Origin of the sequence: Novosphingobium sp. RL4 (assembly GCF_035658495.1) — a bacterium.
In the GTDB taxonomy this organism is placed as follows: domain Bacteria; phylum Pseudomonadota; class Alphaproteobacteria; order Sphingomonadales; family Sphingomonadaceae; genus Novosphingobium.
The window spans coordinates 3,549,114-3,573,643 of the sequence record NZ_CP141944.1 but is presented as its reverse complement, the minus strand read 5'-3'; the positions used below and the strand labels follow the sequence as shown (position 1 = coordinate 3,573,643).

At 66.2% G+C, this 24,530-nt stretch carries 27 protein-coding genes and 2 tRNA genes; 14 read left to right on the top strand and 15 right to left on the bottom strand.

Annotation, left to right across the window (positions count from 1 at the left end; translation table 11 throughout):
* Positions 1 to 24 precede the first annotated feature (24 nt).
* A tRNA-Leu gene (locus U9J33_RS17190) sits at positions 25 to 111 on the bottom strand.
* A 312-nt stretch (positions 112 to 423) separates the two neighbouring features.
* The gene (locus U9J33_RS17185) at positions 424 to 1,404 is read right to left on the bottom strand and encodes an MJ0042-type zinc finger domain-containing protein (RefSeq protein WP_324696954.1); all 981 of its coding nucleotides are present in this window, start codon (positions 1,402 to 1,404) and stop codon (positions 424 to 426) included.
* A gap of 156 nt (positions 1,405 to 1,560) precedes the next feature.
* Here U9J33_RS17185 and ftsE point away from each other — a divergent pair, with 156 nt between their 5' ends.
* Genes ftsE through U9J33_RS17165 form a run of 4 tightly spaced genes read left to right on the top strand, consistent with a single transcriptional unit; the run spans position 1,561 to position 4,485 of the window.
* On the top strand, positions 1,561 to 2,274 hold the full coding sequence (gene ftsE, locus U9J33_RS17180; RefSeq protein WP_054439499.1) for a cell division ATP-binding protein FtsE: 714 nt from the start codon (positions 1,561 to 1,563) through the stop codon (positions 2,272 to 2,274).
* Positions 2,275 to 2,294: 20 nt separating this feature from the next.
* Positions 2,295 to 3,197 (top strand): cell division protein FtsX, encoded by a 903-nt coding sequence (locus tag U9J33_RS17175; RefSeq protein WP_132469160.1) that lies wholly within the window; start codon positions 2,295 to 2,297, stop codon positions 3,195 to 3,197.
* A gap of 26 nt (positions 3,198 to 3,223) precedes the next feature.
* Positions 3,224 to 3,790, top strand: a complete 567-nt coding sequence (locus U9J33_RS17170) for a YdcF family protein (RefSeq protein ID WP_054439500.1) — start codon at positions 3,224 to 3,226, stop codon at positions 3,788 to 3,790.
* A complete protein-coding gene (locus U9J33_RS17165; protein ID WP_054439502.1) occupies positions 3,790 to 4,485 on the top strand; it encodes a lysophospholipid acyltransferase family protein in 696 nt (231 codons plus the stop codon). The genes U9J33_RS17170 and U9J33_RS17165 overlap by 1 nt, the downstream gene beginning before the upstream one ends.
* 2 nt (positions 4,486 to 4,487) lie before the next feature.
* On the opposite strand, the gene U9J33_RS17160 is transcribed toward U9J33_RS17165, so the two are convergent.
* The 3 genes from U9J33_RS17160 to U9J33_RS17150 all read right to left on the bottom strand — a co-directional run bounded on the left by U9J33_RS17160 (position 4,488) and on the right by U9J33_RS17150 (position 7,404).
* A complete protein-coding gene (locus U9J33_RS17160) occupies positions 4,488 to 5,267 on the bottom strand; it encodes a transglutaminase family protein (protein ID WP_324696950.1) in 780 nt (259 codons plus the stop codon).
* 95 nt (positions 5,268 to 5,362) lie between these two features.
* Positions 5,363 to 6,289, bottom strand: a complete 927-nt coding sequence (locus U9J33_RS17155) for a prephenate/arogenate dehydrogenase family protein (RefSeq protein ID WP_132469159.1) — start codon at positions 6,287 to 6,289, stop codon at positions 5,363 to 5,365.
* On the bottom strand, positions 6,286 to 7,404 hold the full coding sequence (locus U9J33_RS17150; RefSeq protein ID WP_324696947.1) for a histidinol-phosphate transaminase: 1,119 nt from the start codon (positions 7,402 to 7,404) through the stop codon (positions 6,286 to 6,288). The genes U9J33_RS17155 and U9J33_RS17150 overlap by 4 nt, the downstream gene beginning before the upstream one ends.
* Before the next feature lie 211 nt (positions 7,405 to 7,615).
* Here U9J33_RS17150 and metX point away from each other — a divergent pair, with 211 nt between their 5' ends.
* Genes metX through metW form a run of 3 tightly spaced genes read left to right on the top strand, consistent with a single transcriptional unit; the run spans position 7,616 to position 9,764 of the window.
* Positions 7,616 to 8,731 carry a homoserine O-acetyltransferase MetX gene (metX, locus tag U9J33_RS17145; RefSeq protein ID WP_132469179.1) on the top strand — a complete coding sequence of 372 codons (1,116 nt, stop codon included), beginning with the start codon at positions 7,616 to 7,618 and terminating at the stop codon, positions 8,729 to 8,731.
* Positions 8,728 to 9,174 (top strand): GNAT family N-acetyltransferase, encoded by a 447-nt coding sequence (locus tag U9J33_RS17140; protein ID WP_324696945.1) that lies wholly within the window; start codon positions 8,728 to 8,730, stop codon positions 9,172 to 9,174. Before metX ends, U9J33_RS17140 begins: the two co-directional genes overlap by 4 nt.
* Entirely contained in the window at positions 9,171 to 9,764 is a 594-nt protein-coding gene (gene metW, locus U9J33_RS17135; protein WP_185998570.1) for a methionine biosynthesis protein MetW, read from the top strand. Before U9J33_RS17140 ends, metW begins: the two co-directional genes overlap by 4 nt.
* Before the next feature lie 10 nt (positions 9,765 to 9,774).
* Here metW and U9J33_RS17130 read toward each other — a convergent pair whose 3' ends face one another.
* Both U9J33_RS17130 and U9J33_RS17125 read right to left on the bottom strand, forming a co-directional pair.
* Positions 9,775 to 10,164 carry a VOC family protein gene (locus tag U9J33_RS17130; RefSeq protein ID WP_054439508.1) on the bottom strand — a complete coding sequence of 130 codons (390 nt, stop codon included), beginning with the start codon at positions 10,162 to 10,164 and terminating at the stop codon, positions 9,775 to 9,777.
* Positions 10,165 to 10,257: 93 nt separating this feature from the next.
* Positions 10,258 to 10,644 (bottom strand): VOC family protein, encoded by a 387-nt coding sequence (locus tag U9J33_RS17125; protein ID WP_054439509.1) that lies wholly within the window; start codon positions 10,642 to 10,644, stop codon positions 10,258 to 10,260.
* 198 nt (positions 10,645 to 10,842) lie between these two features.
* Between U9J33_RS17125 and U9J33_RS17120 the strand changes: the two genes are divergently transcribed.
* Positions 10,843 to 11,514, top strand: coding sequence for a glutathione S-transferase family protein (locus U9J33_RS17120; RefSeq protein WP_054439511.1), 672 nt, complete (start codon positions 10,843 to 10,845; stop codon positions 11,512 to 11,514).
* 47 nt (positions 11,515 to 11,561) lie between these two features.
* On the opposite strand, the gene U9J33_RS17115 is transcribed toward U9J33_RS17120, so the two are convergent.
* A complete protein-coding gene (locus U9J33_RS17115; RefSeq protein WP_324696941.1) occupies positions 11,562 to 12,512 on the bottom strand; it encodes a complex I NDUFA9 subunit family protein in 951 nt (316 codons plus the stop codon).
* Positions 12,513 to 12,759: 247 nt separating this feature from the next.
* Here U9J33_RS17115 and U9J33_RS17110 point away from each other — a divergent pair.
* Positions 12,760 to 12,846: transfer RNA gene (locus U9J33_RS17110), tRNA-Leu, on the top strand.
* Between the two features lie 114 nt (positions 12,847 to 12,960).
* Here U9J33_RS17110 and U9J33_RS17105 read toward each other — a convergent pair.
* From U9J33_RS17105 to U9J33_RS17095, 3 genes are all read right to left on the bottom strand, one after another.
* A complete protein-coding gene (locus U9J33_RS17105) occupies positions 12,961 to 15,387 on the bottom strand; it encodes a PQQ-dependent dehydrogenase, methanol/ethanol family (RefSeq protein WP_324696939.1) in 2,427 nt (808 codons plus the stop codon).
* A 260-nt stretch (positions 15,388 to 15,647) separates the two neighbouring features.
* Positions 15,648 to 15,875, bottom strand: a complete 228-nt coding sequence (locus U9J33_RS17100; protein WP_054439513.1) for a DUF2171 domain-containing protein — start codon at positions 15,873 to 15,875, stop codon at positions 15,648 to 15,650.
* Positions 15,876 to 15,993: 118 nt separating this feature from the next.
* Entirely contained in the window at positions 15,994 to 16,254 is a 261-nt protein-coding gene (locus U9J33_RS17095) for a DUF2171 domain-containing protein (RefSeq protein WP_185998630.1), read from the bottom strand.
* Between the two features lie 333 nt (positions 16,255 to 16,587).
* On the opposite strand from U9J33_RS17095, the gene U9J33_RS17090 reads away from it, so the two are divergent.
* The gene (locus tag U9J33_RS17090) at positions 16,588 to 17,640 is read left to right on the top strand and encodes a ribonucleotide-diphosphate reductase subunit beta (RefSeq protein WP_054439516.1); all 1,053 of its coding nucleotides are present in this window, start codon (positions 16,588 to 16,590) and stop codon (positions 17,638 to 17,640) included.
* Positions 17,641 to 17,736: 96 nt separating this feature from the next.
* On the opposite strand, the gene U9J33_RS17085 is transcribed toward U9J33_RS17090, so the two are convergent.
* From U9J33_RS17085 to U9J33_RS17075, 3 genes are all read right to left on the bottom strand, one after another.
* Entirely contained in the window at positions 17,737 to 18,246 is a 510-nt protein-coding gene (locus tag U9J33_RS17085; RefSeq protein WP_324696935.1) for a thermonuclease family protein, read from the bottom strand.
* Between the two features lie 15 nt (positions 18,247 to 18,261).
* Positions 18,262 to 18,615, bottom strand: a complete 354-nt coding sequence (locus U9J33_RS17080; RefSeq protein WP_054439521.1) for a PilZ domain-containing protein — start codon at positions 18,613 to 18,615, stop codon at positions 18,262 to 18,264.
* 107 nt (positions 18,616 to 18,722) lie between these two features.
* A complete protein-coding gene (locus tag U9J33_RS17075) occupies positions 18,723 to 19,085 on the bottom strand; it encodes a DUF4870 family protein (RefSeq protein WP_054439523.1) in 363 nt (120 codons plus the stop codon).
* 218 nt (positions 19,086 to 19,303) lie between these two features.
* Between U9J33_RS17075 and U9J33_RS17070 the strand changes: the two genes are divergently transcribed.
* A complete protein-coding gene (locus U9J33_RS17070; RefSeq protein ID WP_324696932.1) occupies positions 19,304 to 20,764 on the top strand; it encodes a carboxylesterase/lipase family protein in 1,461 nt (486 codons plus the stop codon).
* Position 20,765: 1 nt separating this feature from the next.
* Here the strand turns inward: U9J33_RS17070 and U9J33_RS17065 are convergent, their stop codons facing one another.
* Entirely contained in the window at positions 20,766 to 22,103 is a 1,338-nt protein-coding gene (locus U9J33_RS17065; protein WP_054439526.1) for a NupC/NupG family nucleoside CNT transporter, read from the bottom strand.
* A gap of 102 nt (positions 22,104 to 22,205) precedes the next feature.
* On the opposite strand from U9J33_RS17065, the gene U9J33_RS17060 reads away from it, so the two are divergent.
* From U9J33_RS17060 to U9J33_RS17050, 3 genes are all read left to right on the top strand, one after another.
* Positions 22,206 to 22,883, top strand: coding sequence for a queuosine precursor transporter (locus tag U9J33_RS17060; protein WP_054439528.1), 678 nt, complete (start codon positions 22,206 to 22,208; stop codon positions 22,881 to 22,883).
* A gap of 65 nt (positions 22,884 to 22,948) precedes the next feature.
* Positions 22,949 to 23,848, top strand: coding sequence for an acetylglutamate kinase (argB, locus tag U9J33_RS17055; protein ID WP_054439530.1), 900 nt, complete (start codon positions 22,949 to 22,951; stop codon positions 23,846 to 23,848).
* A gap of 48 nt (positions 23,849 to 23,896) precedes the next feature.
* A complete protein-coding gene (locus U9J33_RS17050) occupies positions 23,897 to 24,454 on the top strand; it encodes a hypothetical protein (RefSeq protein WP_185998633.1) in 558 nt (185 codons plus the stop codon).
* The last annotated feature ends 76 nt before the right edge of the window (positions 24,455 to 24,530 follow it).

The following is a 24,530-nucleotide window of genomic DNA, read 5'->3' as shown; positions in this document are numbered from 1 at the left end:
TTACCAGATCTCTTGCGAGAGTGATGGTGCGGTCAAGAAGACTCGAACTTCCACGGGCTTTCGCCCACAACGACCTCAACGTTGCGCGTCTACCAATTCCGCCATGACCGCTAAATCACCGGGGGGGCTTCGAAGCCGCCCCGTGGCAGGAGCGCGCCACTAGCAAAGGGTTCCTGACCCGGCAAGTGGCTTCGGCCAATTATTTTCAAAAAGAGCGAATTTTTTTGCACCGCACGGAATTTATGGCGGATTTGCGTGGCTCGGCCGATTTGATGCGGGTGCATGGCCGGATCGGGCCGCGTCACGGCATGGTGAAGCGGGCCGCGCATGGCGGCGAACAGGTAAGCGAAATCCTGCAAAAAGTGCAGGGCCGGTGCGGCGCTGCAAAGGAGCCCGGGCTCACGCGGGGTGAGCCGGCCCGCCTCAGTCGGGCTTCCAGCCGATCTCTGCGGCCGATGCTGCCTTGGGAATGTCGGTCAGCGCTTCGTTGACGGTGATCGCCTCTCCCGGCGCGAGCTTGCGCTTCGAGGGGACGACTTCCTTTTCGTAGACGATGCGGTCGCGCTTGTCGCGCAGCACGACCAGTAGCGAGGGCACGTAGCGGGCCTCGCTGCCGATATTGCTGATGGTGCCGCTGACCGAGAAGAATTCGGTGCCGTCGGGCAGGGGCTTGCGGTCCTGCCGCTTGCGCGGGAAATCGAGCTGGAGGTCGGGCTGGGCGGGAGAGAAGGTCTGGCGCGGGATCGGCAGCCAGTCCGGCAGGCCGCCCCAGGCGACGGCGCCGGTAAGGCCTAGGGTCACGACCGCGAAGATCGCCGAGCCGAGCGTCGCGATCCGCGTCCAGTTGCGGCGCGGGCGGAACGGCGGCGAGAAATCGAAGTTCGACGCGTTTTCGTCCGCATAATGGACGCTTGTCGTATCGTCGTAGATCGGCGCGGGCTTGCGCGCGGGCTGCGGCGCCTGCGTGGGCGCGGAAAGCGGGCCGGCCTCATCGGTCGGCGTGCTTGCGGGGCGGGTGCCGGGAATGTCGGCAGCGCTCGCTTCGCGGCCGGGGGCGCGGCCGGGCACGCGAATGGCTTCGCGCGGCGGCGGGGCCTGCACCGGGGCGGCCTGCACGGGGGGTGCCTGAATGGGGGCGGCCTGCGCGGGAGCCGGCTGGACCGGCGGCGGCGCGGCAGGCCGTGGCGGCGCTACCGGCGCTTGCTGCGCGGGGGGAGGAGGAGGCGGTGCGGCAACTGTGCCTGCTGCCCCTTGCGCAACCGGGGCTTCTTCCGCTGCGGCTTCGGGGCCTTCCTGGAACCAGCTGTGGCGGCACTTGGCGCAGCGTACCGTGCGCCCGTCCACGCCCAGCGCGCTGTCCGGGACCGCATATCGCGTAGAGCAGGCGGGGCAGGCGATTATCATGATCGCAATCTATAAGCACGAGTGACTCTCATGCGACAAGACATGGACTTGTGGGCACACGCCGGAACGCCCTTTTTTCCACATTCAATGCTCGCTATAGCGTCTCGTCGCCCGTTCGGACCCGAACATGCCAGGCCGTAAACCGATTAGACGAGTATGACCGCGGACGGGGAAATCATCCATTTCGACAATGTCGGGCTGCGTTACGGCACGGATCGGGAGATCCTGTCCGACCTGACCTTCACGTTGTTTCCGGGGCGGTTTTACTTTCTCACCGGGGCCAGCGGCGCGGGCAAGACTTCGCTGCTGCGGCTGCTCTATCTTGCCCAGCGCCCCTCGCGCGGCGCTATCCGCATGTTCGGAACGGACGCCATCACCCTGCCGCGCAGCCGGTTGCCGATGTTGCGCCGCCGGATCGGCGTGGTGTTCCAGGACTTCCGGCTGATCCCGCACTTGTCCGCGTTCGACAACGTGGCCTTGCCGCTGCGGGTTGCGGGGCACCAGGAGAAGGATATCGCCGGCCCGGTCCGCGACATTCTCGAATGGGTCGGCCTGACCGAGCGGATGGATGCGCGTCCCGCCACGCTTTCGGGCGGTGAGCAGCAGCGCGTCGCCATCGCCCGCGCCGTGATCGCGCGTCCGGCGATGCTGGTGGCGGACGAGCCGACCGGCAACGTCGACCCCGAGATGGCGCTCAAGTTGATGCGCCTGTTCGAGATGCTCAACCGGCAGGGCACGACCGTGGTGGTCGCCACGCACGATCTGGACCTGCTGCGCAAGGTGCCCGAGAGCCTTATCATGCGGCTCGATCGCGGGCGTCTGGCCGATCCCACCGGGGCCCTGCGCTACCCGCCGCGGCAACTGACATGAGCGCAGAAGGAATGCCGCGCATGGCATGGCGCCGCCTTGGTGCGCGCGGGGCCGAACTGATCCCGCAGATCCGCATGTCCGGGCCGATGCCCTGGGTCATCGCGATCATGGTGGCGATGACGGCGATCGCGCTTGCCGCCGGGCTCGCGCTCGGCAACGCCATCTCTTCCGCGCGCGCGGAAATCGAGGGCGGCGTGACGGTGCAGGTGCTCGAACCGCGTGACGACGTTCGCGCCCGGGAAGCGGCGGCGGCGGTCGAAGCGATCAAGCGCGTGCCGCATGTCGCCGGGCTTCGCCAGGTTCCGCAGGCCGAACTCGATGCCCTGATCGAACCCTGGCTGGGCAGCGGGATCGCCGCTGCCACCGGCGCGGCGATCCCGGTTCCCGCGCTGATCGACGTGCGCCTCGACGGTGCGGCGAGCCCGGACCGGCTTGCGGCGATCGAGCGGGTTCTCGTCCGCGCCGCGCCTTCCGCCCGGGTGGATGCGCAGTCGACATGGCTGAAGCCGGTATTCGACGCGATGCTGTCGCTGCAGGTGCTCTCGATCTCGCTGGTCGTTCTGCTGGCAGGCGCGCTGGCCGCGGCGGTCCTGCTGGCCGCGCGCTCTGCACTGGGCGCCAATCGCGACACGATCGAGATAGTCCATCTCCTGGGCGGAACCGATACCCAGGTCGCGCAGGTATTCCAGCGTTCGATCGGCTATGACGCGGCGGGCGGCGGAACGGTCGGGCTGGCGCTTGCGCTGGTGGTGATCCTGTCGCTCGGCCGCCGTTTCGCGGGGCTCGGGGCTGGACTGGTGGACAGCGGCGCGCTGGTCTGGACCGACTGGCTGCTGCTGGCGCTGGTCCCGGTGCTCTCCACCCTGCTGGCGATGCTGACCGCGCGGCTGACCGTGCTCCATGCACTTCGCAAGATGCTATAGTACGCACAAGACGCTATAGGCATCTCATGTTCCGTCGCACCGCCGCCTTCCTGCTGCTGATCTGGCTGTTCGGTTTCCTCTGGTTTGCCATCGCGCTTCCGGGGCCGCTGGACGATGCGGTAAAGACCGACGCGGTGATCGTGCTGACCGGCAGCCGGGGAAGGATCGAACGGGCCATGGCCGTGCTGGAGGCCGGACGTGCCCCGCGCGTGCTGATCTCCGGCGTCGACCGCGAAGTGAGGCCCGGCGAACTCGCTGCCGAATTCAAGATTCCCGACCGGCTGATGAAGTGCTGCATCACGCTCGGCTACGAAGCTTACGACACCCGCTCCAACGCGCTTGAGGCGGCGGACTGGGTGGGGCGCCGCAAGGCCCGCACGGTGCGGCTGGTGACGGCGGACTGGCATATGCGCCGCGCCGCCTACGAGCTTGCACGCGAATTACCGCAGGGCGTCACCGTTCTTGAGGATGCGGTGCCTTCGCATCCCAGCCTCGGCACGTTGTTCCTCGAATACCACAAGTTCGTGGGCCGCATGGCGCTGGACTTCTGGAACAGGCCGCCCTGGAAACGTCATACTGGAACCTCGAAATAATGCGCACGAATGCGATCGACGTCATCCGCAGCCTGCTGTTCTACCTGGTGTTCTATCCGGGCACGCTGGTGTTCGTCACGATGGTCTGGGTGGCTTCGCTGTTCGGGCAGGAGCCGATGCGCCGCTCGGTCCGGGGCTGGGCCAGGTTCCACCGCCTGTGCTGCCGCTGGCTGCTGGGCATCCGGCTGGTGATCGAGGGCGAGATGCCGGAGGAAGGCGTGCTGGTGGCGATGAAGCACGAGAGCTTCTTCGAGGCGATCGACCTGCCGGCGCAGATGCAGTTTCCCGCACCGTTTCCCAAGGCCGAACTGATCGACATTCCGGGCTGGGGCTGGGCCGCGCGCCAGTACGGCGCGGTCGTGGTGCAGCGGGACCAGGGCGCCCGGGCCTTGCGGGCGATGGTGGCCTCGGCGCGGGGCTTTGCGTCGCAGGGGCGGCCGCTGGCGATCTTCCCCGAAGGAACGCGGGTTCCCCATGGCCAGCGCGCGCCGCTGCAAGCGGGATTCGCCGGGCTCTACAAGCTGCTCGGCCTGCCCGTGGTCCCCGTCGCGGTGGACAGCGGCAGGCTCTATCATCGCCGCTGGAAGAAGCCGGGCACCATCACCCTGCGCGTGGGCGAGCGGATCGAGCCCGGCCTGGCGCGTGACGAGATCGAGGCCAGGGTCCAGACCGCGATCAATGCGCTGAACCCCTGAGGTCAGCCGATCTCGCGGACTTCCACGGACTGGCTCCGCAGTTCCACCGGCCCGTAGCTGGTGAGGAACGAAACCGCCGCCGCATCGACGCCGACCCCGATCTTCGCCATCGCCTCGGGGCGGCTCATGCCGGTGGCATCCACCAGATGCCAGGTATCGTCGAGGAAGACTTCGGCCACGGCATGAAAGTCCTGCGGCTTGACGCCCAGGCCGTAGACGCTGGCGAAGCGCGCCGGAATGGCCGAGGCGCGGCACAGGCTGATGACGAGGTGGGCATAGTCACGGCATACGCCCTCGCCCGAATTGAAGCTGTCGGCCGCGCTCGTCTGCGCATTGCTGGAGCCGGGGACGTAAGCCAGGTGGCCGGCCACCCAGTCGCGGATCGCGGCCACCTTGTTTCCGCCTTCGAACATGCCGAACTGCGTTAGAGCAAAGTCCTGGAAGGTGTCGGAAGGGCAGAAGCGCGAGGGCAGCAGGTAATCGACCGTCTCGGCAGGGAGCATGTGCGGCGGCACGGCGGGCAGCCCCTCGATCGGGGTCACGATCCGCTGCGGTTCCACGACGGCCTCGTAGCGCACGGTCAGCGCATTGGCGACATGGAGCCAGATCCGGTCGCCGATCTGGTCATGCCCGGGCAGGCGGGCGAAATGCTCGACCGGAGGCAGCGAAATATGGGCGCTGTGGACCAGCTGCTCGGGAAGGATCGCCGCCTCGAGCTGGAGCAGCACGTCGGTGGGCGCGGGCAGCGCGTAATCAAGTTGGGCCAGAATCGAGAGTTTCATGGGACGCGCGGCTTGTCCATGGGCAGTGTCCTTGGGAAGAGCTTCGGGAGGTCTTACCCGCTCAAAGCCCGAGAAGCGTGCCGGCTCCCGCGGGATCAGCGATTCTTTTGGCCGTTCTCGTGATCGCCGCGTCCGAAGTCGGGGCGGGAATCGTCCTGCCCTTCCTCGATGATGGAGCGGCGGATTGCGCGGGTGCGGGCGAAATGCTCGAACAGGGCATCGCCGTCACCCACCCGGATCGAGCGCTGCAGCGCGGTCAGGTCCTCGGTGAAGCGCTGCAGCATGGTCAGCACCGCGTCCTTGTTCGACAGGAACACGTCGCGCCACATCGTGGGGTCCGAGGCGGCGATGCGCGTGAAGTCGCGGAAGCCGCCGGCCGAATACTTGATGACCTCGCCCTGCGTCACGTCCTCGAGGTCGGAGGCGGTGCCGACGATGGTATAGGCGATGAGGTGCGGCAGGTGGCTGGTGACGGCGAGCACGAGGTCGTGATGGCCGGGGGTCATGATCTCGACATTGGCGCCGAGCCCTTCCCAGAAGCCGACCAGCTCGCTGAGCTTCACCATGTCCGTCCGTGCGGGCGGGGTGACGATGCACCAGCGATTGCGGAACAGGTGCGCAAAGCCCGCGTCGGGGCCGGAATTCTCGGTGCCGGCAACCGGGTGCGCGGGGATCACCAGGTGATCGGGCAGGGCATCGCCCAGCGCCCTGGAGATCGCTTCCTTGCTGGAGCCGACATCGCTGACGAGGCAATGCGCGGGCAGCGCCTCGCGCACTTGCTCGGCCGCCATGCCCATCACGCCGGGGGGCACGCAGAAGATCACGAGGTCGGCATTCGCGACGGCTTCGGCCGGCGTCTCGCAGACCGTGCCGACGAGGCCGCGCTCGGCCGCGCGGGCGCGGTGGGCGGGGCTGAGGTCGTAGCCGGTGGTGGCCACGCCGGGCAGGTATTCCTGCACGGCAAGGCCGATCGATCCGCCCTGAAGGCCGAGGCCGATGATCGCGACGCTGTTTATGCTCATTGCGCGGCTTCCGCCATTTCGCGCAGCGCGACGGCGATCGCGTCCATGTCCTCGGGCTTGCCGATGGTGAAGCGCAGGGCCTGCGGCAGGCCCTGTCCCGGCAGCCAGCGCACGATGTAGCCCCGGTCGGCGAGGCCGTCGAAAGCGGCTTCGGCGGTCAGCGCGCCTTCGAACAGGACCAGCACGAAGTTCGCCTGGGTGGGCAGGGCACGCAGACCGTGGTTGCCCAGCGCTTCGAGCTTGCCCACGAAGCGCGCGCGTTCGTCGCGGTTGTGGACGCGGCTGGCCTCCACGAAATCGGCATCGCCCAGCGCGGCCAGCGCCATGGCCTGGCCGGTGGCGGAGACGTTGAACGGTCCGCGAATACGGTTGAGCGTGGCGACGATCCCCGGCGCGCCGGTGGCCCAGCCGATCCGTTCCCCGGCAAGGCCGAAGATCTTCGAGAAAGTGCGCGTCACCAGCACATTGTCATGCGCCCGGGCCAATGCCAGCGATCCATCGTCGTCCTCGGGCGCGACATATTCGCCGTAAGCCTGGTCGAGCACCAGCAGCACGTCGGCGGGAAGCCCGGCGTGAAGCCGCGCGATCTCGCCCTTTGGCAGGTAGGAGCCGGTCGGGTTGTTGGGGTTGGCGACGAAGACCACGCGGGTCCGGTCCGTCACCAGCGCGAGCAGGGCGTCGACGTCGGTGCCGTAGTCGGCGTCGGGCGCGATGACCGGGGTTGCGCCGCAGCGCCGCGCGGCGATGTCGTAGACCGAGAAGCCGTAGCGCACGTAGATCACTTCGTCGCCAAGGCCCGCATAGCCCTGCGCGGCAAGGTTGAGCAGTTCGTCCGAGCCGGTGCCCATGACGACGCGTGCCGCATCGAGGCCGTGCCTGGCGGCAATCGCCTCGCGCAGGGCGGTACTGTCGGGATCGGGATAGAGCGCCGGCGCCTGCGCGCGCGCTTCCAGCGCATGGCGGCTGGTGCCGAGCGGGTTCTCGTTGGCCGACAGCTTGATCAGCGGCTTGCCGTCCTTGCCCTTGGACTTGCCGGGCACATAGGCATGGATCGCGTCGATCCACGGCTTGGGCTGCGGGGCTTGGCGGGTGCTGATGGTCTGGCTGTCAGTCATGATGCGCGGCCTATTAGCTTAGCGGCGGCGTGAAGGACAGGGGGCGATTTGGGCGATCGGTGCCGCGCCGCAGGGGCGGCGGCCGGCTCAGCCCGAGCGGGATTCGCGCGGTGTAACGAAAATACCCAGCCGCGCACTTTTCAAACCGGCGCCGGCAACCGAGCGAGTAATTGACAGGGCGCGGGCGGTCCCCCACTTGGCACAGTTCATCATGTCCACCACGCCCATCATCGACTCCAGTCGGGTTCTCGAACTGGCCCAGCCGCTCCCGCTCGACGGCGGACAGAGCCTGCCGGGCGTCCGCATCGCCTATGAGACGCACGGCACGCTCAATGCCGCGCGCGACAACGCGATTCTCATCACCCATGCGCTGACCGGCGACCATCACGTGGTCTCGGATCATCCCAAGACCGGCAAGCCCGGATGGTGGGTGCGCATGGTCGGACCGGGCAAGCCGATCGACACGGACCGGTTCTTCGTGATCTGCGCCAATGTGATCGGCTCCTGCATGGGCTCCACCGGCCCGGCCAGCCTCGCGCCGGACGGCAAGCCGTGGGGTATGCGCTTCCCGGTCATCACCATCCGCGACATGGTGCGCGGCCACGTCGCCCTGCTCGATGCGCTGGAGATCGATTGCCTCTATGCCGTCGTCGGCGGGTCGATGGGCGGAATGCAGGCGCTCAGCCTCGCCTCGAACTTCCCCGACCGGATCCGCGCAGCGCTGGTGATCGCCTCCACCGCGCGCCATTCGGCGCAGAACATCGCTTTCCACGAAGTGGGCCGCCAGTCGATCATGGCGGACCCGGAGTGGCGCGAGGGCGACTATTACGATCACGGCAAGGGCCCGGAAAAGGGCCTCTCGGTGGCGCGCATGGCCGCGCACATCACCTATCTCTCGGAAGCGGGCCTGACCGAGAAGTTCGGCCGCCGCCTCCAGAACCGCGAGGAGAAGACCTTCGGGTTCGACGCCGATTTCCAGATCGAGTCCTACCTGCGCTATCAGGGCCTGGCCTTCACGGACCGCTTCGATGCGAACTCCTACCTCTACATCACCCGCGCCATGGACTATTTCGACCTGGCCGAGGAGCATGGCGGCTTGCTGGCCAATGCCTTCGCGCAGTCCAAGGCGCGCTACTGCCTCGTCAGCTTCGACACCGACTGGCTCTACCCCACCGCGGATTCGCGCGGCGTCGTCCACGCGCTGAATGCGGCGGGCCTGCCGGTGAGCTTCGTCGAACTGTCCGCGCCTTACGGTCATGACAGCTTCCTGCTCGACGTTCCCGCGCTCGATCGCGTGGTCGAGGGATTCCTGGGAGAAGGCCGGTGACGGCATCGCATATCGAACTGTCAGACGATCCCGCCCGGCTGGATGTGGCCCGCATCCACGGCTGGCTGGCCACCAGCTACTGGTGCCCCGGCATCGAGCGCGCGCAAGTCGAGAAGCAGATCGCGGGCTCGCACTGCCTTGGCGCCTATCGCGAGGACGGGGCCCAGATCGGCTTCGCCCGCGTCATTTCCGACCGCGCCAGTTTCGCCTGGCTGGCGGACGTGTGGGTGGATGAAAGCGTGCGCGGGCAGGGGATCGGCCGGCGCCTTGCCGGCTGGTTCGTGGAGCATCCCGACTATGCAGGCATTCGCCGTTTCGGCCTTACCACGGCCGATGCCCACGGGGTCTATGCGGCGCTCGGCTTCAAGCCGCTGGCGCGCCCGGACCGGCTGATGGAGCGGCTTTCCCCCGCCTTTGCGGCGATAATGGAGGCAGGCGAATGAACGGCCTGCGTCCCGATCTCGCGGTGATCGCCGCCAATGTCGATCCCGCCGCGCGGGTGCTCGACGTGGGCTGCGGCGACGGCACGCTGATGCAGGCCCTTCGCGAAGACAAGCGGTGCGACGCGCGCGGCATGGAGCTCGATTCCGCCAATGTCGGCCTTTGCGTCGCCAAGGGCCTGTCGGTGATCCAGGGCGATGCCGACAAGGACCTGGCCTTCTACCCGGACCAGTCGGTGGACTACGCGATCCTGTCGCAGACCCTGCAGACGACGATGCGCCCGGACATGGTGCTGGAGCAGCTTCTCCGCATCGGCCGCCGCGCCTTCGTGAGTTTCCCCAACTTCGCGCACTGGCGCGTGCGGCTGTCGCTGCTGTGGGGCGGGCGGATGCCGGTTACGCGCCTGCTGCCGGTCGCCTGGTACGAGACGCCCAACATCCACCACCTTACCGTGGACGATTTCCGCGAACTGCTGCGCGAACGCGGCATCAAGGTGGAAGGCGCCTGGTTCCTCTCCGGCGACCAGCAGTGCAGCGCCGCCGCCGCGAATTTCCGCGCCGAACATGCGGTGTTCCTGCTGTCGCGCGGATAGGCGCGGCGTTTCAGCCGCCCATGGTGAGCCCGCTGTAGATGCCCAGCTTGTGGCCGTCCGGGTCGCGCATATAGGCACCGAAGGCGCCGCGCGCCTGCGGCTTGGCCTCGGGCTGGCCCTCGCAAGTGCCGCCGTTGGCGAGACCGGCGGCATGCCAGGCGCGCACGGTGGCCTCGTCGTTCGCGCCGAAGATGATCGTTCCGCCGTTGGCATGGGTGGCGGGCTCGCCGTCACGCGCCGGGCCGAGCAGGAACTTCAGGCCGTCGAGATCCCACATCACCATCGGATATTCGTTCGAGATCGCGCAGGGTTCCACGCCGAGCGCGGCGAAAGTGGCGTCATAGAAGGCGCGGGCCTTCTCAAGGTCGTTGGTGCCGAGGCGCAGGCTTTTCAGGATCATCGTTCTCTCTCCAGTTTTTTGTCGTCAGGGTCGAAGATGTTCTGAGGGCGCCTCGCCATGCTGCCACCGGCAGCACGGTGAGGCGCGGTGGGATCAGGCCTGGACGTGATGCATCGCGCAGAGCTTGTTGTTCTGCGGATCGCGCAGATAGGCGAGATAAAGCTTGCCGAACGGGAATTCGCGCAGGCCCGGCGCATCCTCGCAGCTCTGTCCGCCGGCCGCGCACCCGGCTGCATGCCAGGCATCCACCGCGGCGGTGCTGTCCATCGAGAAGCCAACCGTGCCGCCATTGGCGAAAGTGGCCTCGTTGCCGTCGATCGGGGTGACGATCATGAAGTTCGAGCCGTTGTGGGTATAGGCGAGGCGGCCTGCCGCAGGGTCGGCCATCAGCGGGGTGGCGCCCATCGCGGCGAAGATCGCGTCGTAGAAGGTCTTCGCGGCGACGAGGTCGTTGCTGCCGACGCAGATGTGGCTGAACATGCTTGGGCTCCGTGGGTGGTGAATGCACGGGGTTTGGCGGGCTGCCGCAGGCCGGTCAATCGCAGGCGGTCCGCTGCGACGATGATTGCCGGCGATGCGGCGAAAACGGGACTTATCCACGCGTTTCGCCCCCCGTGGCGGCATGGCCATTTGGCTCCGGGTGGACGCTGGAAGGCAGGTTTGGCATTCGAAATTGCCATGTGGCACATCTTCCAGTTTCCGCTCTGCCCCTTCAGCCGCAAGGTTCGGCTTCTCATGGCCGAAAAGGGCATCGCCTACGAACTCCAGACCGCGCGCCCGTGGGAGGGTGAGGACCGGCTGTTCGAGATGAACCCGGCAGGGCGCACCCCCGTGGTCAAGGAAACCGAACGCGGCACCGTCATCGTCGATAGCCGCGCCATCTGCGAATATTTCGAGGAAACCGTCGATCGCAACCCGCAGATCAGCGGCACTGCCGTGCAGCGCGCGGAAATCCGCCGCTTGATCGCCATGTTCGACGAGAATTTCTATCACGACGTATCCGGTCCGCTCCTGCATGAGCGGATGAAGAAGCGCCTCGTCCTGCGCCAGTCACCCGATGCCAAGGTGCTGCGCGAATCGATGAAGCTCGCTCACGACTATCTCGACTATATCGATTACCTGATCGACAACCGTCCCTGGCTGGCGGGCGCGACGATGACACTGGCGGATCTTGCCGCGGCGGCGCAGATCTCGGTGGCCGATTACCTCGGCGGTCTCGACTGGTCGAGCCACGAGCAGGCGCGGGGCTGGTATCTGGTGATGAAGTCGCGGCCTTCGTTCCGGCCGCTGCTCAGCGAGCGCATGGAAGTGATCCAGCCGCCCAGCCACTACGCCGAAGTGGACGCCTGAACGGATAGAGGCGGCGCAGGAAGCGAGAAGCTCCCTGCGCCGGTCGATCAGGCTGCGGCGGTCTTGGTGCCGAAGCGGCCGTGGTTGCGGAACGGCACCATCCAGCGGTCGAGGAACAGCTCCAGCGGGCGCGGCGTGATGCCGAGCTGGGCAAGGCCGGGCAACGTGCCGCTTGCGGTATTGCCGGCCTGGAGCAGCTTGAGCTGGTCGGTGCTGATCGGGGTGCCGGGCAGGGCGGCAATCAGTCCGGAAATGCCGTCGGGCAGTTCGATGAAGGTGCGATCACGCTCGGCAGCCCTGGCGATGCGCTGGTTGAGGTCGAGCATCGAGACCACTTCCGGGCCGGCGAGCTCGAAGGTCTTGCCGCCATGTGTTTCCGGGGCGGAGAGGGTTTCGGCGATCGCCTCGGCCACGTCGTCCACGAAGACCGGCTGGAGCTTCGCCTGCGGTGCGAAGACCGGCAGCACCGGCAGGCGCGAAACGAGATTGCCGAACATCATGACGAAGTTGTCGTCCGGGCCGAACATGACCGAGGGGCGCAGGATCGTGGCGGTCGGGAAGGCGGCAAGCACGGCCCGTTCGCCTTCTGCCTTGGTCCGCGCATAGGCGACGCTCGACGAGGCTTCGGCGCCGATGGCCGAGACGTGGACGAACGCAGCGGCGCCGGCGGCGCTGGCGGCAGCGGCGATGCGGCCCGCGGCTTCACCCTGCACGGCGTCGAGATTGCCGTTGAACGCGCCCACCAGGTTCACCACGGCGTCCGATCCGGCCAGCACGGCGGCCAGCGAATCGGGCTTGGTCACGTCCACGCCCGCAAACTGGACCTGCCCAAGGTTGCCGAGCAGCTTGAGGGCGTAGGATTTCTTGGGGCTGCGGCTGGCGATGCGCAGACGCGCGCCGCGTGCGAGCAGGGCCTGGGCCACATGCTTTCCGAGAAAGCCGCTGCCGCCCAGCAGCGTGACGATCTTGCCGTAGAGGGGGTCGGTGGCTTGGCTCATGGTCAGGTCCTTCAGCGGGCGCAGGCGCATGAAGGAAAGGCCGCCTGCGCTCAGGTTTCGCGCATGACCTGCGCCATTGCACAAGGCCGGTTCCGGAGCAACCGGCGGCAGCTCTCCGACGGAGATTTCGCCTTTTTTCGCGCGATTTGAAAAAAGTTCGATGAGGAGCGTTGACAACATTCCGGCAGCCCCTTAGAGGCGCCCTCCTACCCGGCGAGGACGGCACCAAAGGCCCCCTCGCTTCCGTGCCCAGATGGCGGAATTGGTAGACGCACCAGCTTCAGGTGCTGGCGCTCGCAAGGGCGTGGAGGTTCGAGTCCTCTTCTGGGCACCATTTCTCAAGCGATTGAGAATGCAAAGGGACCGTCGCAAGGCGGTCCCTTTGGCGTTTCTGCACTATCAGTCTTCAGCCAATCGAAGATACGCCGGCTATGCTTCGAATGGGCGGTCAGGGGCGAGTGCCGGTCAGCGGGAAGCTGCCGAAGGGGCCGTTTGCATTCTCGCCGCTCATCTTGCCGTCGCGAACGGTGATGTCGTAGCTAATGGTGATGGGCATCGGCATCGAGGCCTTGCCCTGGAATTTCGCACGGCCATTCTTCACGCCGCCCGCGACGTCCACCGTGCCTTGTTCTGCGGTCACCTTTCCGGTCACCACGTTGCCTGCGACCTGGAGGTTCATCACGGCCTTCTGGGGACCGACCGGGGTCTGGATCACGATGTTCCATTTACCCACGAAGTCCTGCGGTTTGGCGTTGCTGGCCTGTGCGGCCCTGGTTTTGTCCAGGAGCGCCTTCTGCTCGGCCGGGGCGGCTTGTGCCCGGGCGCGGAGGTAGAAGCGCAGGGTTTCCAGTTCCTCGTCAGTAAAGTCGGGGAAGGGCGGCATGCCGTTCATCTTCAGTGCGCCGCCCTTCACCACCTGCCGGAACGTGGCGGCGTCGGTGATCATCGGCGAATAGCGCAGGTCTGGTGCGGCGCCGCCGCCGATCGCGTTCCAGCCGTGGCAGACGAGGCAGGCGCGGGTTCCAAAGAGCATCGCGCCGGCCTGGGCCCGGGCGAGATCGGGCTTGAAGTCCGGGTCGGCCGGGGCGGCGAGTTCGGGAAGCTGGAACGGGGGAATGGTGTCTTTTCCGTCCAACGCGAAAGTCAGTACCCGGCGCGGCAGGCGGTAGTCGGTGCGGAAGGCGGCGTTGCCGGGCGAGTTGATTCCGGCACCGTTACCACCGCTTCCGGTGATGACGGTGACATATTGGCGCCCGTTCATCCGGTAGGTTATCGGAGCGCCGACGATCGGGCTTTCGGTCTTGAACGACCAGAGAGCCTTGCCGGTCTGCGCATCGCGAGCCACGAACTTGCCGTCGATCTGGCCCTGGAACACCAGGCCGCCAGCGCTGGCCATGACGCCGCCGGGCCAGTTGCCGGGCAGTTCGACTTCCCAGGCGACCGACTGCGTGACCGGGTTCCAGGCCTTGAGGAAGCTCCTGTGGCTGCCGGGCAGTTCGACCTCGGGGATCAGCGTGACGCCCATTCCGGCCGTGATCTCGCCGCCGCCCTTCTGGCCGTCGCCGATGAGGGCGCCTTGTTCGATGACCGGGATGTAGACGAGGCCGGTCAGCGGGCTGTAGGCCTGCGGCATCCACGAGTGGGCGCCGGTCGGCCCCGGCCAGACTTCGAACAAGCCGGGTTTCCCGGCATAGCGAATTCCGGGATTCTCGACCGGACGACCGGTCTTGCCGTCGATATGATCGGCCCAGGTGACCTTGGCGATCTTTTCCGCGGAGATGAAGGCGCCGGTCGCCCGGTCGATCACGTAGAAGAACCCGTTCTTGGGCGCCTGCATCAGGACCTTGCGGTCCTTGCCGTCGATCTTGAGCGTGGCGAGCGTCATGTCGGTGGTGGCGGTACAGTCCCACTGCTCGGCCGGGCACACCTGATAGTGCCACTTGTAGGCACCGGTGTTCACGTCCACCGCGACGATCGAGGAGAGGAACAGGTTGTCGCCCCCGCCGGGGCTGCGCCTGGCCTGATTGTAGGGGAATCCGTTGCCGATGCCGAGATAGACGAGATTGAGTTCCGGATCGTAGCTGAACGCGTTCCATGCCGTGCCGCCGCCGCCCCGGCGCGTGCCGTCGGGGTTGGTCCAGCCGCTGGGCCATGTCTTGCGCATGATGGCCTCGGCTTTCTCGTTGCCGGGTGAGGCCGGATCGCCGGGGGTGGTATAGAAGCGCCAGGCGAGCTTGCCGGTCTTTTCGTCATAGGCGGTGACGAAGCCGCGCGCCGGGCTGATGTCCGCCCCGCCGAAACCGACGATCACCTTGCCGCCGAAGACACGGGGCGCGCCATTCGAATTGCGCGGGGCTGCGTCCGGATAGTCGTAGGTCTTCCAGGCTTCCCTGCCGGTCTTCGCATCGAGCGATATCACGTAGCCGTCGGTAGTGACGAGGAAGACGTGTCCGGCATCGTAGGCGATGCCCTTGTTGCCCCACGACATCTGGAGCGCCGAGGTCGCGCGTTCGCGGGTGCCGCCGTCATATTCCCAGATCTGCCGTCCGGTGACGGCATCCAGCGCGCGGATGTGCGAGTGGCCGGTGGTGAGGAAGACCTTGCCCTCCGCCATGAGCGGGGTGCTGGCGGTGTAGCCGGGCTCAAGGTCGAAATGCCAGGCGAGCTTGAGTTTGCCGACGTTGCCGGTGTCTATCTCGTCGAGCGGGGAATAGTGCGTTTCGGTGCCGGTGCGGCCCCAACTGGGCCATTCGTCGGGATCGGCGACCATGGCCTGTTCGATCGGCTGGGCGGGCTTGTCGCAAGCGGTGACCACGAGCGGCGAGAATGCCGCGAGGAATAGCCGCAAGGCGGCTGAGCATGGGCGTGCGATCACGGCTTCCTTCCCCGTACTGTCTTCTCGTTGTGAAACAGCGCTATCAGCCCGGCAGGGGCTTGGGAAGATTTACTAGCCTTGGTGTATCATATCTCGCCAGCCCATCGCCTGAGCGAATGGCGACCCGCCAGATGCGAGAACCCCGGCCTCCCGCAAAGGAGCCGGGGTTCTGCATTGGGGCGATCCCTGTGCGAATCGCCCACTGTTGGGGCCGGTTCCTGACGGGTCATCGCTTGCGGGCGATGGCCCTGCAGGGGGTGTCAGTTGGCGCCGGCGCCCATGGGAATCGGGGTGCCTTGCTTCAGGTATACGCGATTGTCTTCGATGCGATCGACATTGTCAAAAGCAATGAAATGGTGCGCGCCATCGGAACTGTCCGAACGCGTAAGCTTGATCTGGTCGTCCTTCACCGAATCGATAGTACCGACATGGGTGCCATTGTAATCAGTGACTTCCATGTGTTCACGGACGCGAAGTTTCTCGAACATAGGGATTCCTCCAGTGTCGTTCAGGACTTGATGATGACTAAACGGAGGTGCGTGATCTTCGTTCCGGCATTGGTCCCATGGCCGCCACGCTTCATGGAAAGAGGCGATCCGCGCTTGCTCAGGGCTGGGCGCCGAGGCCGAAAGTTTCGTCTCCGCGTGGGGAGAGCAGTATCCTCTCGCCGTCTACGCCGTCGATCTGGGTCGTCGCGACGAAGGACGAACCCTCGCCTTCGAGAATGACTTCCTCGCCGTCCACATGGTCGACCGTGCCGAGCACTGTGCCGTCGGCGTCGATCACCGTCATGCCTTTGCGCACGATGCCCGATTCGGTGGACCAGGCGGTCTGGACAGGGTCGAAAGGGGATGGGGAAGGGGGCATCGCAAGTCCTCCGTCAGGGGCCTGAACTGGCCTTGGTAGAGGAAGAATACCCGGCAAACCGGCCCGGTTCCACGATTCGCCGCGAAAGGGGTGGCCTACAAGCCCTAGCGTTCCCATAATGACGAAGGCGCTAGATATGCCTGTTTAAGCTGTGGGAAGTTTTACCAAACCCGCTCCAAAAACGATCAAATTTGAGTATCGTGGCTGGTGTCGGCACCGGGGCTTGCCCCGCGCCCCAGAGATCATGCGTCGGGAAAGGCGCGGAGAGCCGCGCTTCGGCTCTGCGAATCGCCCGGCGCGCCATTTGAATCGAACACCCGGAGTTGTCCGCCCATGTCCCTTCTCGAAGCCCGCAAGACCTACAAGCCCTTCGAATATCCTTGGGCCTACGACTTCTGGAAGACGCAGCAGCAGATCCACTGGCTGCCCGAGGAAGTGCCGCTGGGCGAGGACTGCCGTGACTGGGCGCAGAACATCTCCGAGCATGAGCGCAACCTGCTCACGCAGATCTTCCGCTTCTTCACCCAGGCCGACGTGGAAGTGCAGGACTGCTACCACGAGAAGTATGCGCGGGTCTTCAAGCCGACCGAGATCAAGATGATGCTCACCGCCTTCTCCAACATGGAGACGGTGCACATCGCCGCCTATTCGCACCTGCTCGACACCATCGGCATGCCAGAGAGCGAATACGGCATGTTCCTTGAATACGAGGAGCTGAAGGCCAAGCACGACTACCTCCAGAAGTTCGGCGTCGACAATGACGAGGACATCGCGCGCACGCTGGCCATGTTCGGCGGCTTCACCGAGGGCGTTCAGCTTTTCGCGAGCTTCGCGATGCTGATGAACTTCCCGCGCTTCAACAAGATGAAGGGCATGGGGCAGATCGTCTCGTGGTCCGTGCGTGACGAATCGCTGCACTGCGAGGGCATCACCCGCCTGTTCCACGCCTTCGTGAAGGAGCGCGATTGCCTCAGCAAGGCCGTGAAGGACGACATTGCCGACCAGTGCCAGACCACGGTCCGCCTGGAAGACGCCTTCATCGACCTCGCCTTCGAGATGGGCCCTGTTCCCGGCATGACCGCCAAGGACATCAAGAAGTACATCCGCTACATCGCTGACTGGCGCATGGGCCAGCTCGGCCTCAACCCGATCTACCTGATCGAGGATCACCCCCTGCCGTGGCTGCAGCCGCTGCTCAACGGCGTGGAACACGCGAACTTCTTCGAGACCCGTTCGACCGAGTATTCGAAGGGTGCGACGCGCGGGAACTGGAACGATGTGTGGTCGAACTTCGATTCGCGCCGCAACGTGAAGGCCAACGACGAAGTCCTGGTCGAGGACGGTTCCGAGCCCGACATGTTCGGCGCGACCGAGGCTGCCGAGTAATCGCGCGGCGGCCTTTTGCCAAGGTAACGAAAAAGGGCTCCCGGACGCTGTGTCCGGGAGCCCTTTTTCATGCGGGATCGGTTTGTAGAACCCGCGTCAGCACCAGTCCCGGCGATAGCCCTGCCACTGTTCCGCCAGCCCCTCTTCCACCAGCGCGGCGCCCAGGCTGCGGCCCTGCCGCGTCACCACGCGCAGGGCCCGGCCGTAGCGATCCTTGTCGCGACCGTCGCCGCCGGGCTGGAGCGAGAACGGCCCTTCGTTGAGCAGTGCGGTGAGGCGTTTGGTCGCCATGGCGCCAAGCCGGGCTTCCTCCGCGCACTCCGGCTTGCTGGTCTCCGGCGTATTGATGTCGGCGATGCGGATCTTCTCGCCTTCGTACCAGAAGGTGTCCCCGTCGACCACGCAGGTCCGGCGAACGGGCCCCGAGCAGCGCGCGAACTGCCCCGTTTCGGTATCGGCAGCGGTGGAGAAGGGCGTCTCGCCAAGGCCGGGGGCTGCCGAACGATGGCCGTGCCAGTAGTAGAGACCCGCGAGAGCCGCGAGCGGGAGCACGAAGCCGATCGGCGTCAGGCTCCAGCGGCCCCGCCGACGATATGATCTTGGCATTATGGAGAGCTGTCCTCAGGTTCCGTAGTCGCGTGCCTCTGGCGTGTCGAATTCGCCCCGGCAAGTGCGGATCAGCAAGTCCAGCTCGTGGTGGTGGAGTGCTTGCAGGAGCCGGAAGCCGAGCGTGCCGTTGCCGGTCCAGCGCACGCAGGCGTCGAGCGGCTCGGCCCCATCCGCTGCCACGACCAGCAGGTCGCCATTGGCGATGTCGGCAGGAACGAGATCGACGGGCATGACGCAGCCTAGCCGGCAACCCTGCTGCGAGACTTCCACCAGCAGCCCCGTGCCGACAAGATTTCCGTCGCGCAGGATCGATGCCCTCCGGCGCACGGCATAGCGCTGATGGGCGCGTATTCTGAGCGTATTCACAGGCAAGGCCCCCCGGCCATCCGATTCCCTGGAACTGTGGTCTGACGCCATGTTCTTATGATCCGGTTACCGGGCGCTTCCGCTCCCGATCCCGAATTCCCGTGCCTTCAGACCAGCCAGCTGCCGGGATTGGGCATCGGCGCATGCTTCTGGGCATTGAGCAGGCTCATCACGCAGCGCACGATCACCAATATGCCAACGGCCGCCAGCACGAACACGCCGATCAGCACGATCATCAGCAATATGCCCAGGATGCTTCCCGCCAGGCCCAGCCAGAAGGTGTTGATGAGGTACTGGTAGTGGGACTGTTCCCAGTCCGCCTTGGGCTCTCCCCGCCAGACGTAGGCGAGCACCACGCCGACGATGGCGGTAATCCCGGTAACGCAGGACGCGAGATACAGCAGGCTGATTATCGTCGGTTGATTGAACTCGAATCCCGAATTCGTAGTCGAGCGGTTCAGGTCGTCCATGGCTTTCTCTCCATGATGTACCCCAGGCCCTTGATGCTGCCCGCTTTGCGACTTTGGCGCAAGCATTGGATTCTCGGGCGTTTCCGGAGGGATTTCAGCGGCGCGGGAAAGGTTCGCGGGCCCACACCCGGGCGATGATTGCCGGATGGCTGCAATTGCGCTGGCGCTGCTCCGCCGGGGAGCTAGGCTGCGGCAAAACGGGGGAGAGGACGCAAGCGATGACGGAAACGATCGTCCAGACGCGCGCGGGGCGGGTTTCCGGCCTCGAAGGGGCCGGATTCACGCGATTTCTCGGCATACCTTATGCCCGCGCGGAGCGTTTCGGCGAGCCGGAGGCGGTCGCGCCCTGGTCCGGCGCGCATCCGGCCAACCGCTTCGGGCGGCAATGCCCGCAGCAGTACGGCGGCAAGGTGCGCCGCGATGTGCTGGAAGGCCCGGACTACGGCGAGGATTGCCTCCACCTCAACGTCTACCGTCCCGATGGCGGCGCGGCCGGGCCGAAGCCCGTCATGGTGTGGATCCACGGCGGAGCGTTCATGGCGGGGGGCTCGAATGCCTACGATGCCTCCCGGCTTGCGCAGGAGGGTGACATCGTCGTCGTCACCATCAATTACCGCGTAGGGGTGCTCGGTTTCGTCAACTTCGGCGATGCCCTCGGGCTTCCGGCCATTCCGTCGAACCTCGGCCTGCGTGACCAGATCGCGGCGCTCGAATGGGTGCGGGACAATATTGCGGCGTTCGGCGGCGACCCCGGGCGGGTTAAGATCTGCGGACAGTCGGCGGGGTCGATGTCGGTCTCGCTGCTGATGGTCTCACCGCGGGCGAGGGGGCTGTTCCACGGCGCGGTGATGCAATCGGGCGCCGTGAGCCTCATTCACGATCGCGCGCGTTCGATCCGCGACGCGCAGCGTTTCGCGGCAGTTCTCGGGCTGGACCAGTCGAGCCTCGAACGTTTGCGGACGATGGACCTTGCGGAACTGATCGGCGCGCAGGCTGCCGTGAGCGGGCAACTCAGCAATGCCATTCCGGCGGCGCCCTGGTACGACGGCGACGTGCTGCCGGCCTCCTTCGAGGAGACCCTGTCGGCCCCCACCGCGCCGGTGCCGCTGCTTGCGGGCGCCGCGCGGGACGAGATTCGCCTGTTCGATCTCATGCCCGGCAATATCCTGCCGTCGAAGTGGCCCGATCTCGAAGCCCTGCTGCGCGAGCAACTGGGCGAGGCCCATGCCGCCCGCGTGCTTGCGGCCTATCCGCGCAACCGCAAGGGGCGGATCGCGCTGGGATCGGACCTGACTTTCATCATGCCGACGCGGCATTTCGCCGAGCGTCATTCCGCCGCCCAGCCGACCTGGTTCTATCGTTTCGACTATGCGCACCCGATCGCCGGGGCCACGCACGGATTGGACCTGACGGTGTTCTGGCCGTTCAAGGGCTTCAAGATGGCGCTTGCCCGCGGCGGGCCGGATGCCGGGCGCCGGGCGGAACTGGGCCGCCGGATGCGCGCGCATGTCGCCCATTTCGTGCGCCATGGCGATCCGGGCGACATCTGGCCGCGCTATGACCGCGCGAGCCGGAAACTGCGGGTCTACGATCTGGCCGACCGGATCGAAGCCGACCCCCTGGCCGCGCGCTACGCCGCCTGGGAAGGACGGGACGTGCAGCCGGGGCTCGGGAAGTAGATCAGCCCAGCCCGAGGAACAGGCCGGCCAGCGCGGCGCTCATCAGGTTTGACAGGCTGCCCGCGCAGAGCGCGCGCACGCCGAGGCGGGCGATGATCGGGCGCTGGTTGGGGGCGAGTCCGCCGGTCACCGCCATCTGGATGGCGATCGAGGAGAAGTTGGCGAAGCCGCAGAGCGCGAAAGTGACGACGGCCACGGTGCGCGGGCTGAGCGCCGACATCTGTCCGAGGTCGATGAAGGCGACGAATTCGTTGAGGACGATCTTGCTGCCGAACAGGCTGCCGGCCTGCATCGCCTCATGCCAGTCGGGCGTGGCGAGCAGGTAGAAGATCGGCGCGAAGAGGTAGCCCAGCAGGCCCTGGAAGGTCACGCCGGAGAAACCGAACAGCGCGCCGATCCAGCCGACGATGCCGTTGGCGAGCGCGATCAGGGCGACGAAGGCCAGCACCATGGCGCCGACGGCCACGGCCAGCTTCACGCCGGTCTGCGCGCCCTGCGAGGCGGCCATGATGATGTTGGCGGGCTTTTCCTCGTCGTGCTCGACCGCTTCGGGTTCGTCGACGTGGACGCCCGGCAGGTGAGTCACGTCGGCGCGGTTGAGCGCGGCGGCGGCGGCGCCGGCGGGTGGCAGCGTGCCCTCGTGGACTTCAACTTCGCCGGATGCGGGGTCGACCGGGGCGGGGCGCGGGTCGGGCATGATCATCTTGGCCATGAAGATGCCCCCCGGCGCCGACATGAAGGCAGCGGCGACGAGATAGTCGATGCGGATGCCCATCGAGGCATAGGCGGCCAGGATCGTGCCTGCCACGCCGGCAAGGCCCACGCTCATCACGCAGAACAGCTGCGAGGGGTTGAGCGAGGCGAGGTAGGGGCGGATCACCAGCGGTGCCTCGCTCTGGCCGACGAAGATGTTCGAGGCGGCGCAAAGGCTTTCGACCTTGCTGATCCCCGTGAGCTTTTCCAGCCCGCCGCCGATCCAGCGGACCACCAGCGGCATGATCTTCAGGTAATAGAGGATCGAGATCAGCGAGGCGAAGAAGATGATGACCGGCAGGGCCGAGATCGCGAAGCTGTGTCCGCCGATTTCCGGGCTGGCGAGGGGGCCGAACAGGAAATCGACACCGGCATGGGCATAGCCGAGCAGGCTTTCGACGCCCGAAGCGGCCCCGCCGAGCAGGTCTTTTCCGAAAGGCACATAGAGCACGAGCGCAGCCAGACCGGCCTGCAGCGCGAATGCCGCTCCCACCACGCGCAGGCGGATCGCGCGGCGATTGGTGGACAGAAGAAAGGCGGCAGCCATGATGAGGACGATGCCGAGCAGGCTGTAGGCGACGTGCATCGTCCCCATTTCTCCGAAAAACGTGCTGAATCTGTGCGCAAACCTAGAGGCGCGCATTCGTGACGGCTAGTGCAATTGTTTCGCGCCCGTTAGAGCATCGTCATGGAACCGCAAGCCCCTGCAAGCGCGCAATCCCGCGCCGTCGCCATTCCCCGCTCGATGTTCGTGTTCTCGACGCTCTATGGCGGGCTGGTCGTGCTGGCGGGCGTGCTGGGCATCAAGATCGCCTCGCTGGGCGAGTGGCCCGTCGTCGGCAATCTTGCCGTCGAGTCGGGAATCTTCGCTTTCCTGCTGCTCGTCGTCCTGTCGAGCGCGGTGGCCGAACTGCACGGAACCGCCGTGGCCAACCGGCTGGTGCGCTTCGGCTTCATCCCGCTCATCGTTTCGATGAGCCTGCTGACACTGGTGATCCACGCCGTGCCGCCGGCGCCGTTCTGGCAGGATCAGGAGGCCTTCGCCCGCCTCCTCGGTCAGGGCGCGCGGATGCAGTTCGCCGGTCTTGTCTCCTATGGCGTGTCGCAGACGCTCAACGTCACCGTGTTCTCGCGGCTTGCCGCCGGGCGCGAGGGCGGAATGCTGCTGCTGCGCGCATGGATCGCCAGCCTGCTTTCGCAAGTGGTGGACACGCTGATCTTCATCACGATCTCGTTTGCCGGTGTGCTGCCGCTCTGGGGCATCATGGAGGGCCAGATCATCTCTAAGCTGCTGCTTTCCACGATCATGGTGCCGCCGTTCATCTGGCTTTTCGTGAAGCTCGGTCGCAAACTGGACGGCGAATGAAATATTCGGCCGTCAGGGGCCGAAAACTGGGTTTTAATTCTGCGCAAGGGGTCTAAAGCGCGCCCATGCCGATTCCGCACGATCCCGCCATGCTCTCGAAGGCCGAGACGCTCGTCGATGCGCTGCCCTACCTGCAGCGTTATGCCGGTCGCACGTTCGTCGTAAAATACGGCGGCCACGCGATGGGCGATCCCGAACTGGCGCGAGATTTCGCGGAAGACGTGGTCCTGCTCAAGGCCGTGGGCATCAATCCGGTGGTCGTCCATGGCGGCGGTCCGCAGATCGGCGCCATGCTCAAGACCATGGGCGTCGAATCGCGCTTCATCGACGGGCTGCGCGTAACCGACAAGCAGACCGCGCAAGTCGCCGAGATGGTGCTGTCGGGCGTCATCAACAAGGAAATCGTCGGCTGGATCGCGCAGGCGGGCGGCAAGGCCATGGGGATTTCCGGCAAGGACGGCGGTCTCGTCACCGCCGCCAAGGTGCAGCGCACCGCCAAGGACCCGGACAGCAATATCGAGCGCGTCGTCGACCTCGGCTTCGTGGGCGAGCCTGCGACGATCGATATCGGCGTGATCGAGACGATCTCGTCTGCGGGCATGATCCCGGTGATCGCGCCGATCGCACCGGGAGAGGACGGGCAGACCTACAATATCAACGCAGACACCATGGCCGGCGCCGTTGCCGCCGCGCTGGGTGCCTCGCGCCTGTTCCTGCTGACCGACGTGCGCGGCGTGCTGGACAAGCAGGGCGAACTGCTGACGGACCTCACCCCTTCCGACATCGTGAAGCTCCAGCAGGATGGCACGATTTCGGGCGGCATGATCCCCAAGCTCGAAACCTGCATTCACGCGGTAGAAGCAGGCTGCGAAGCCGCAGTGGTGCTTGACGGGCGGGTTTCCCATGCCATGTTGCTGGAAATATTCACGCAGGAAGGTGCCGGCACGCTGATCCGCGCCGGCTAAGCCGAACTGCCCGGGGGAACTTTCCTGCTGAAAGGCAATTCGACCCACATGCGTAATACCCTCGTTCTCGCCAGTGCCGTTTCGGCCATCACGCTCCTGCTTGCCGCGTGCAACAAGGAGCCTGCAGCCGAGCCCGGCAATGGCGCGACGATGGAAGCGAGCGAGGCAGCCGTCACGACTGACGGACCTTCGGCGGAAGCCACGGGCGCTGCCAGTGCAGGTGCCGGTGTCGCCAGCCCGCTCGATCAGGGCGCGCTCACCGAACGGCGCGATCCGGAACGCCTGCTGCGTTACTACACCAACGCGCTGCGCATGGGTGCATGGGACGAGGCTGTGAAGGCCTGGACCCTGGACGCGCAGATGACCTCGGAGCGACTGGCGAGGGAATTCGGCGGCGATGCCGGTCCAAAGATCGCGGTCGGCAAGGGCGACTTGGCCAATGCGGCCGGTTCGCTCTATTACGAGGCCCCGCTGGTGATCGACTTTGCCGATGGCCGTCCGTCACGCCGGGGCACCATTGTCCTGCGGCGCGTCAACGATGTGCCGGGCGCCAGCCAGCAGCAGCTCAACTGGCGGATCGAGCGGACCTCCACGCTGCCTCAATAAGGCAGCTCACGACCTGAGAGCGCACGGTGTGTAACCGCGCGTTGCTCGAAAGCGGGCCGCGCTTGCCCCGCCTGCC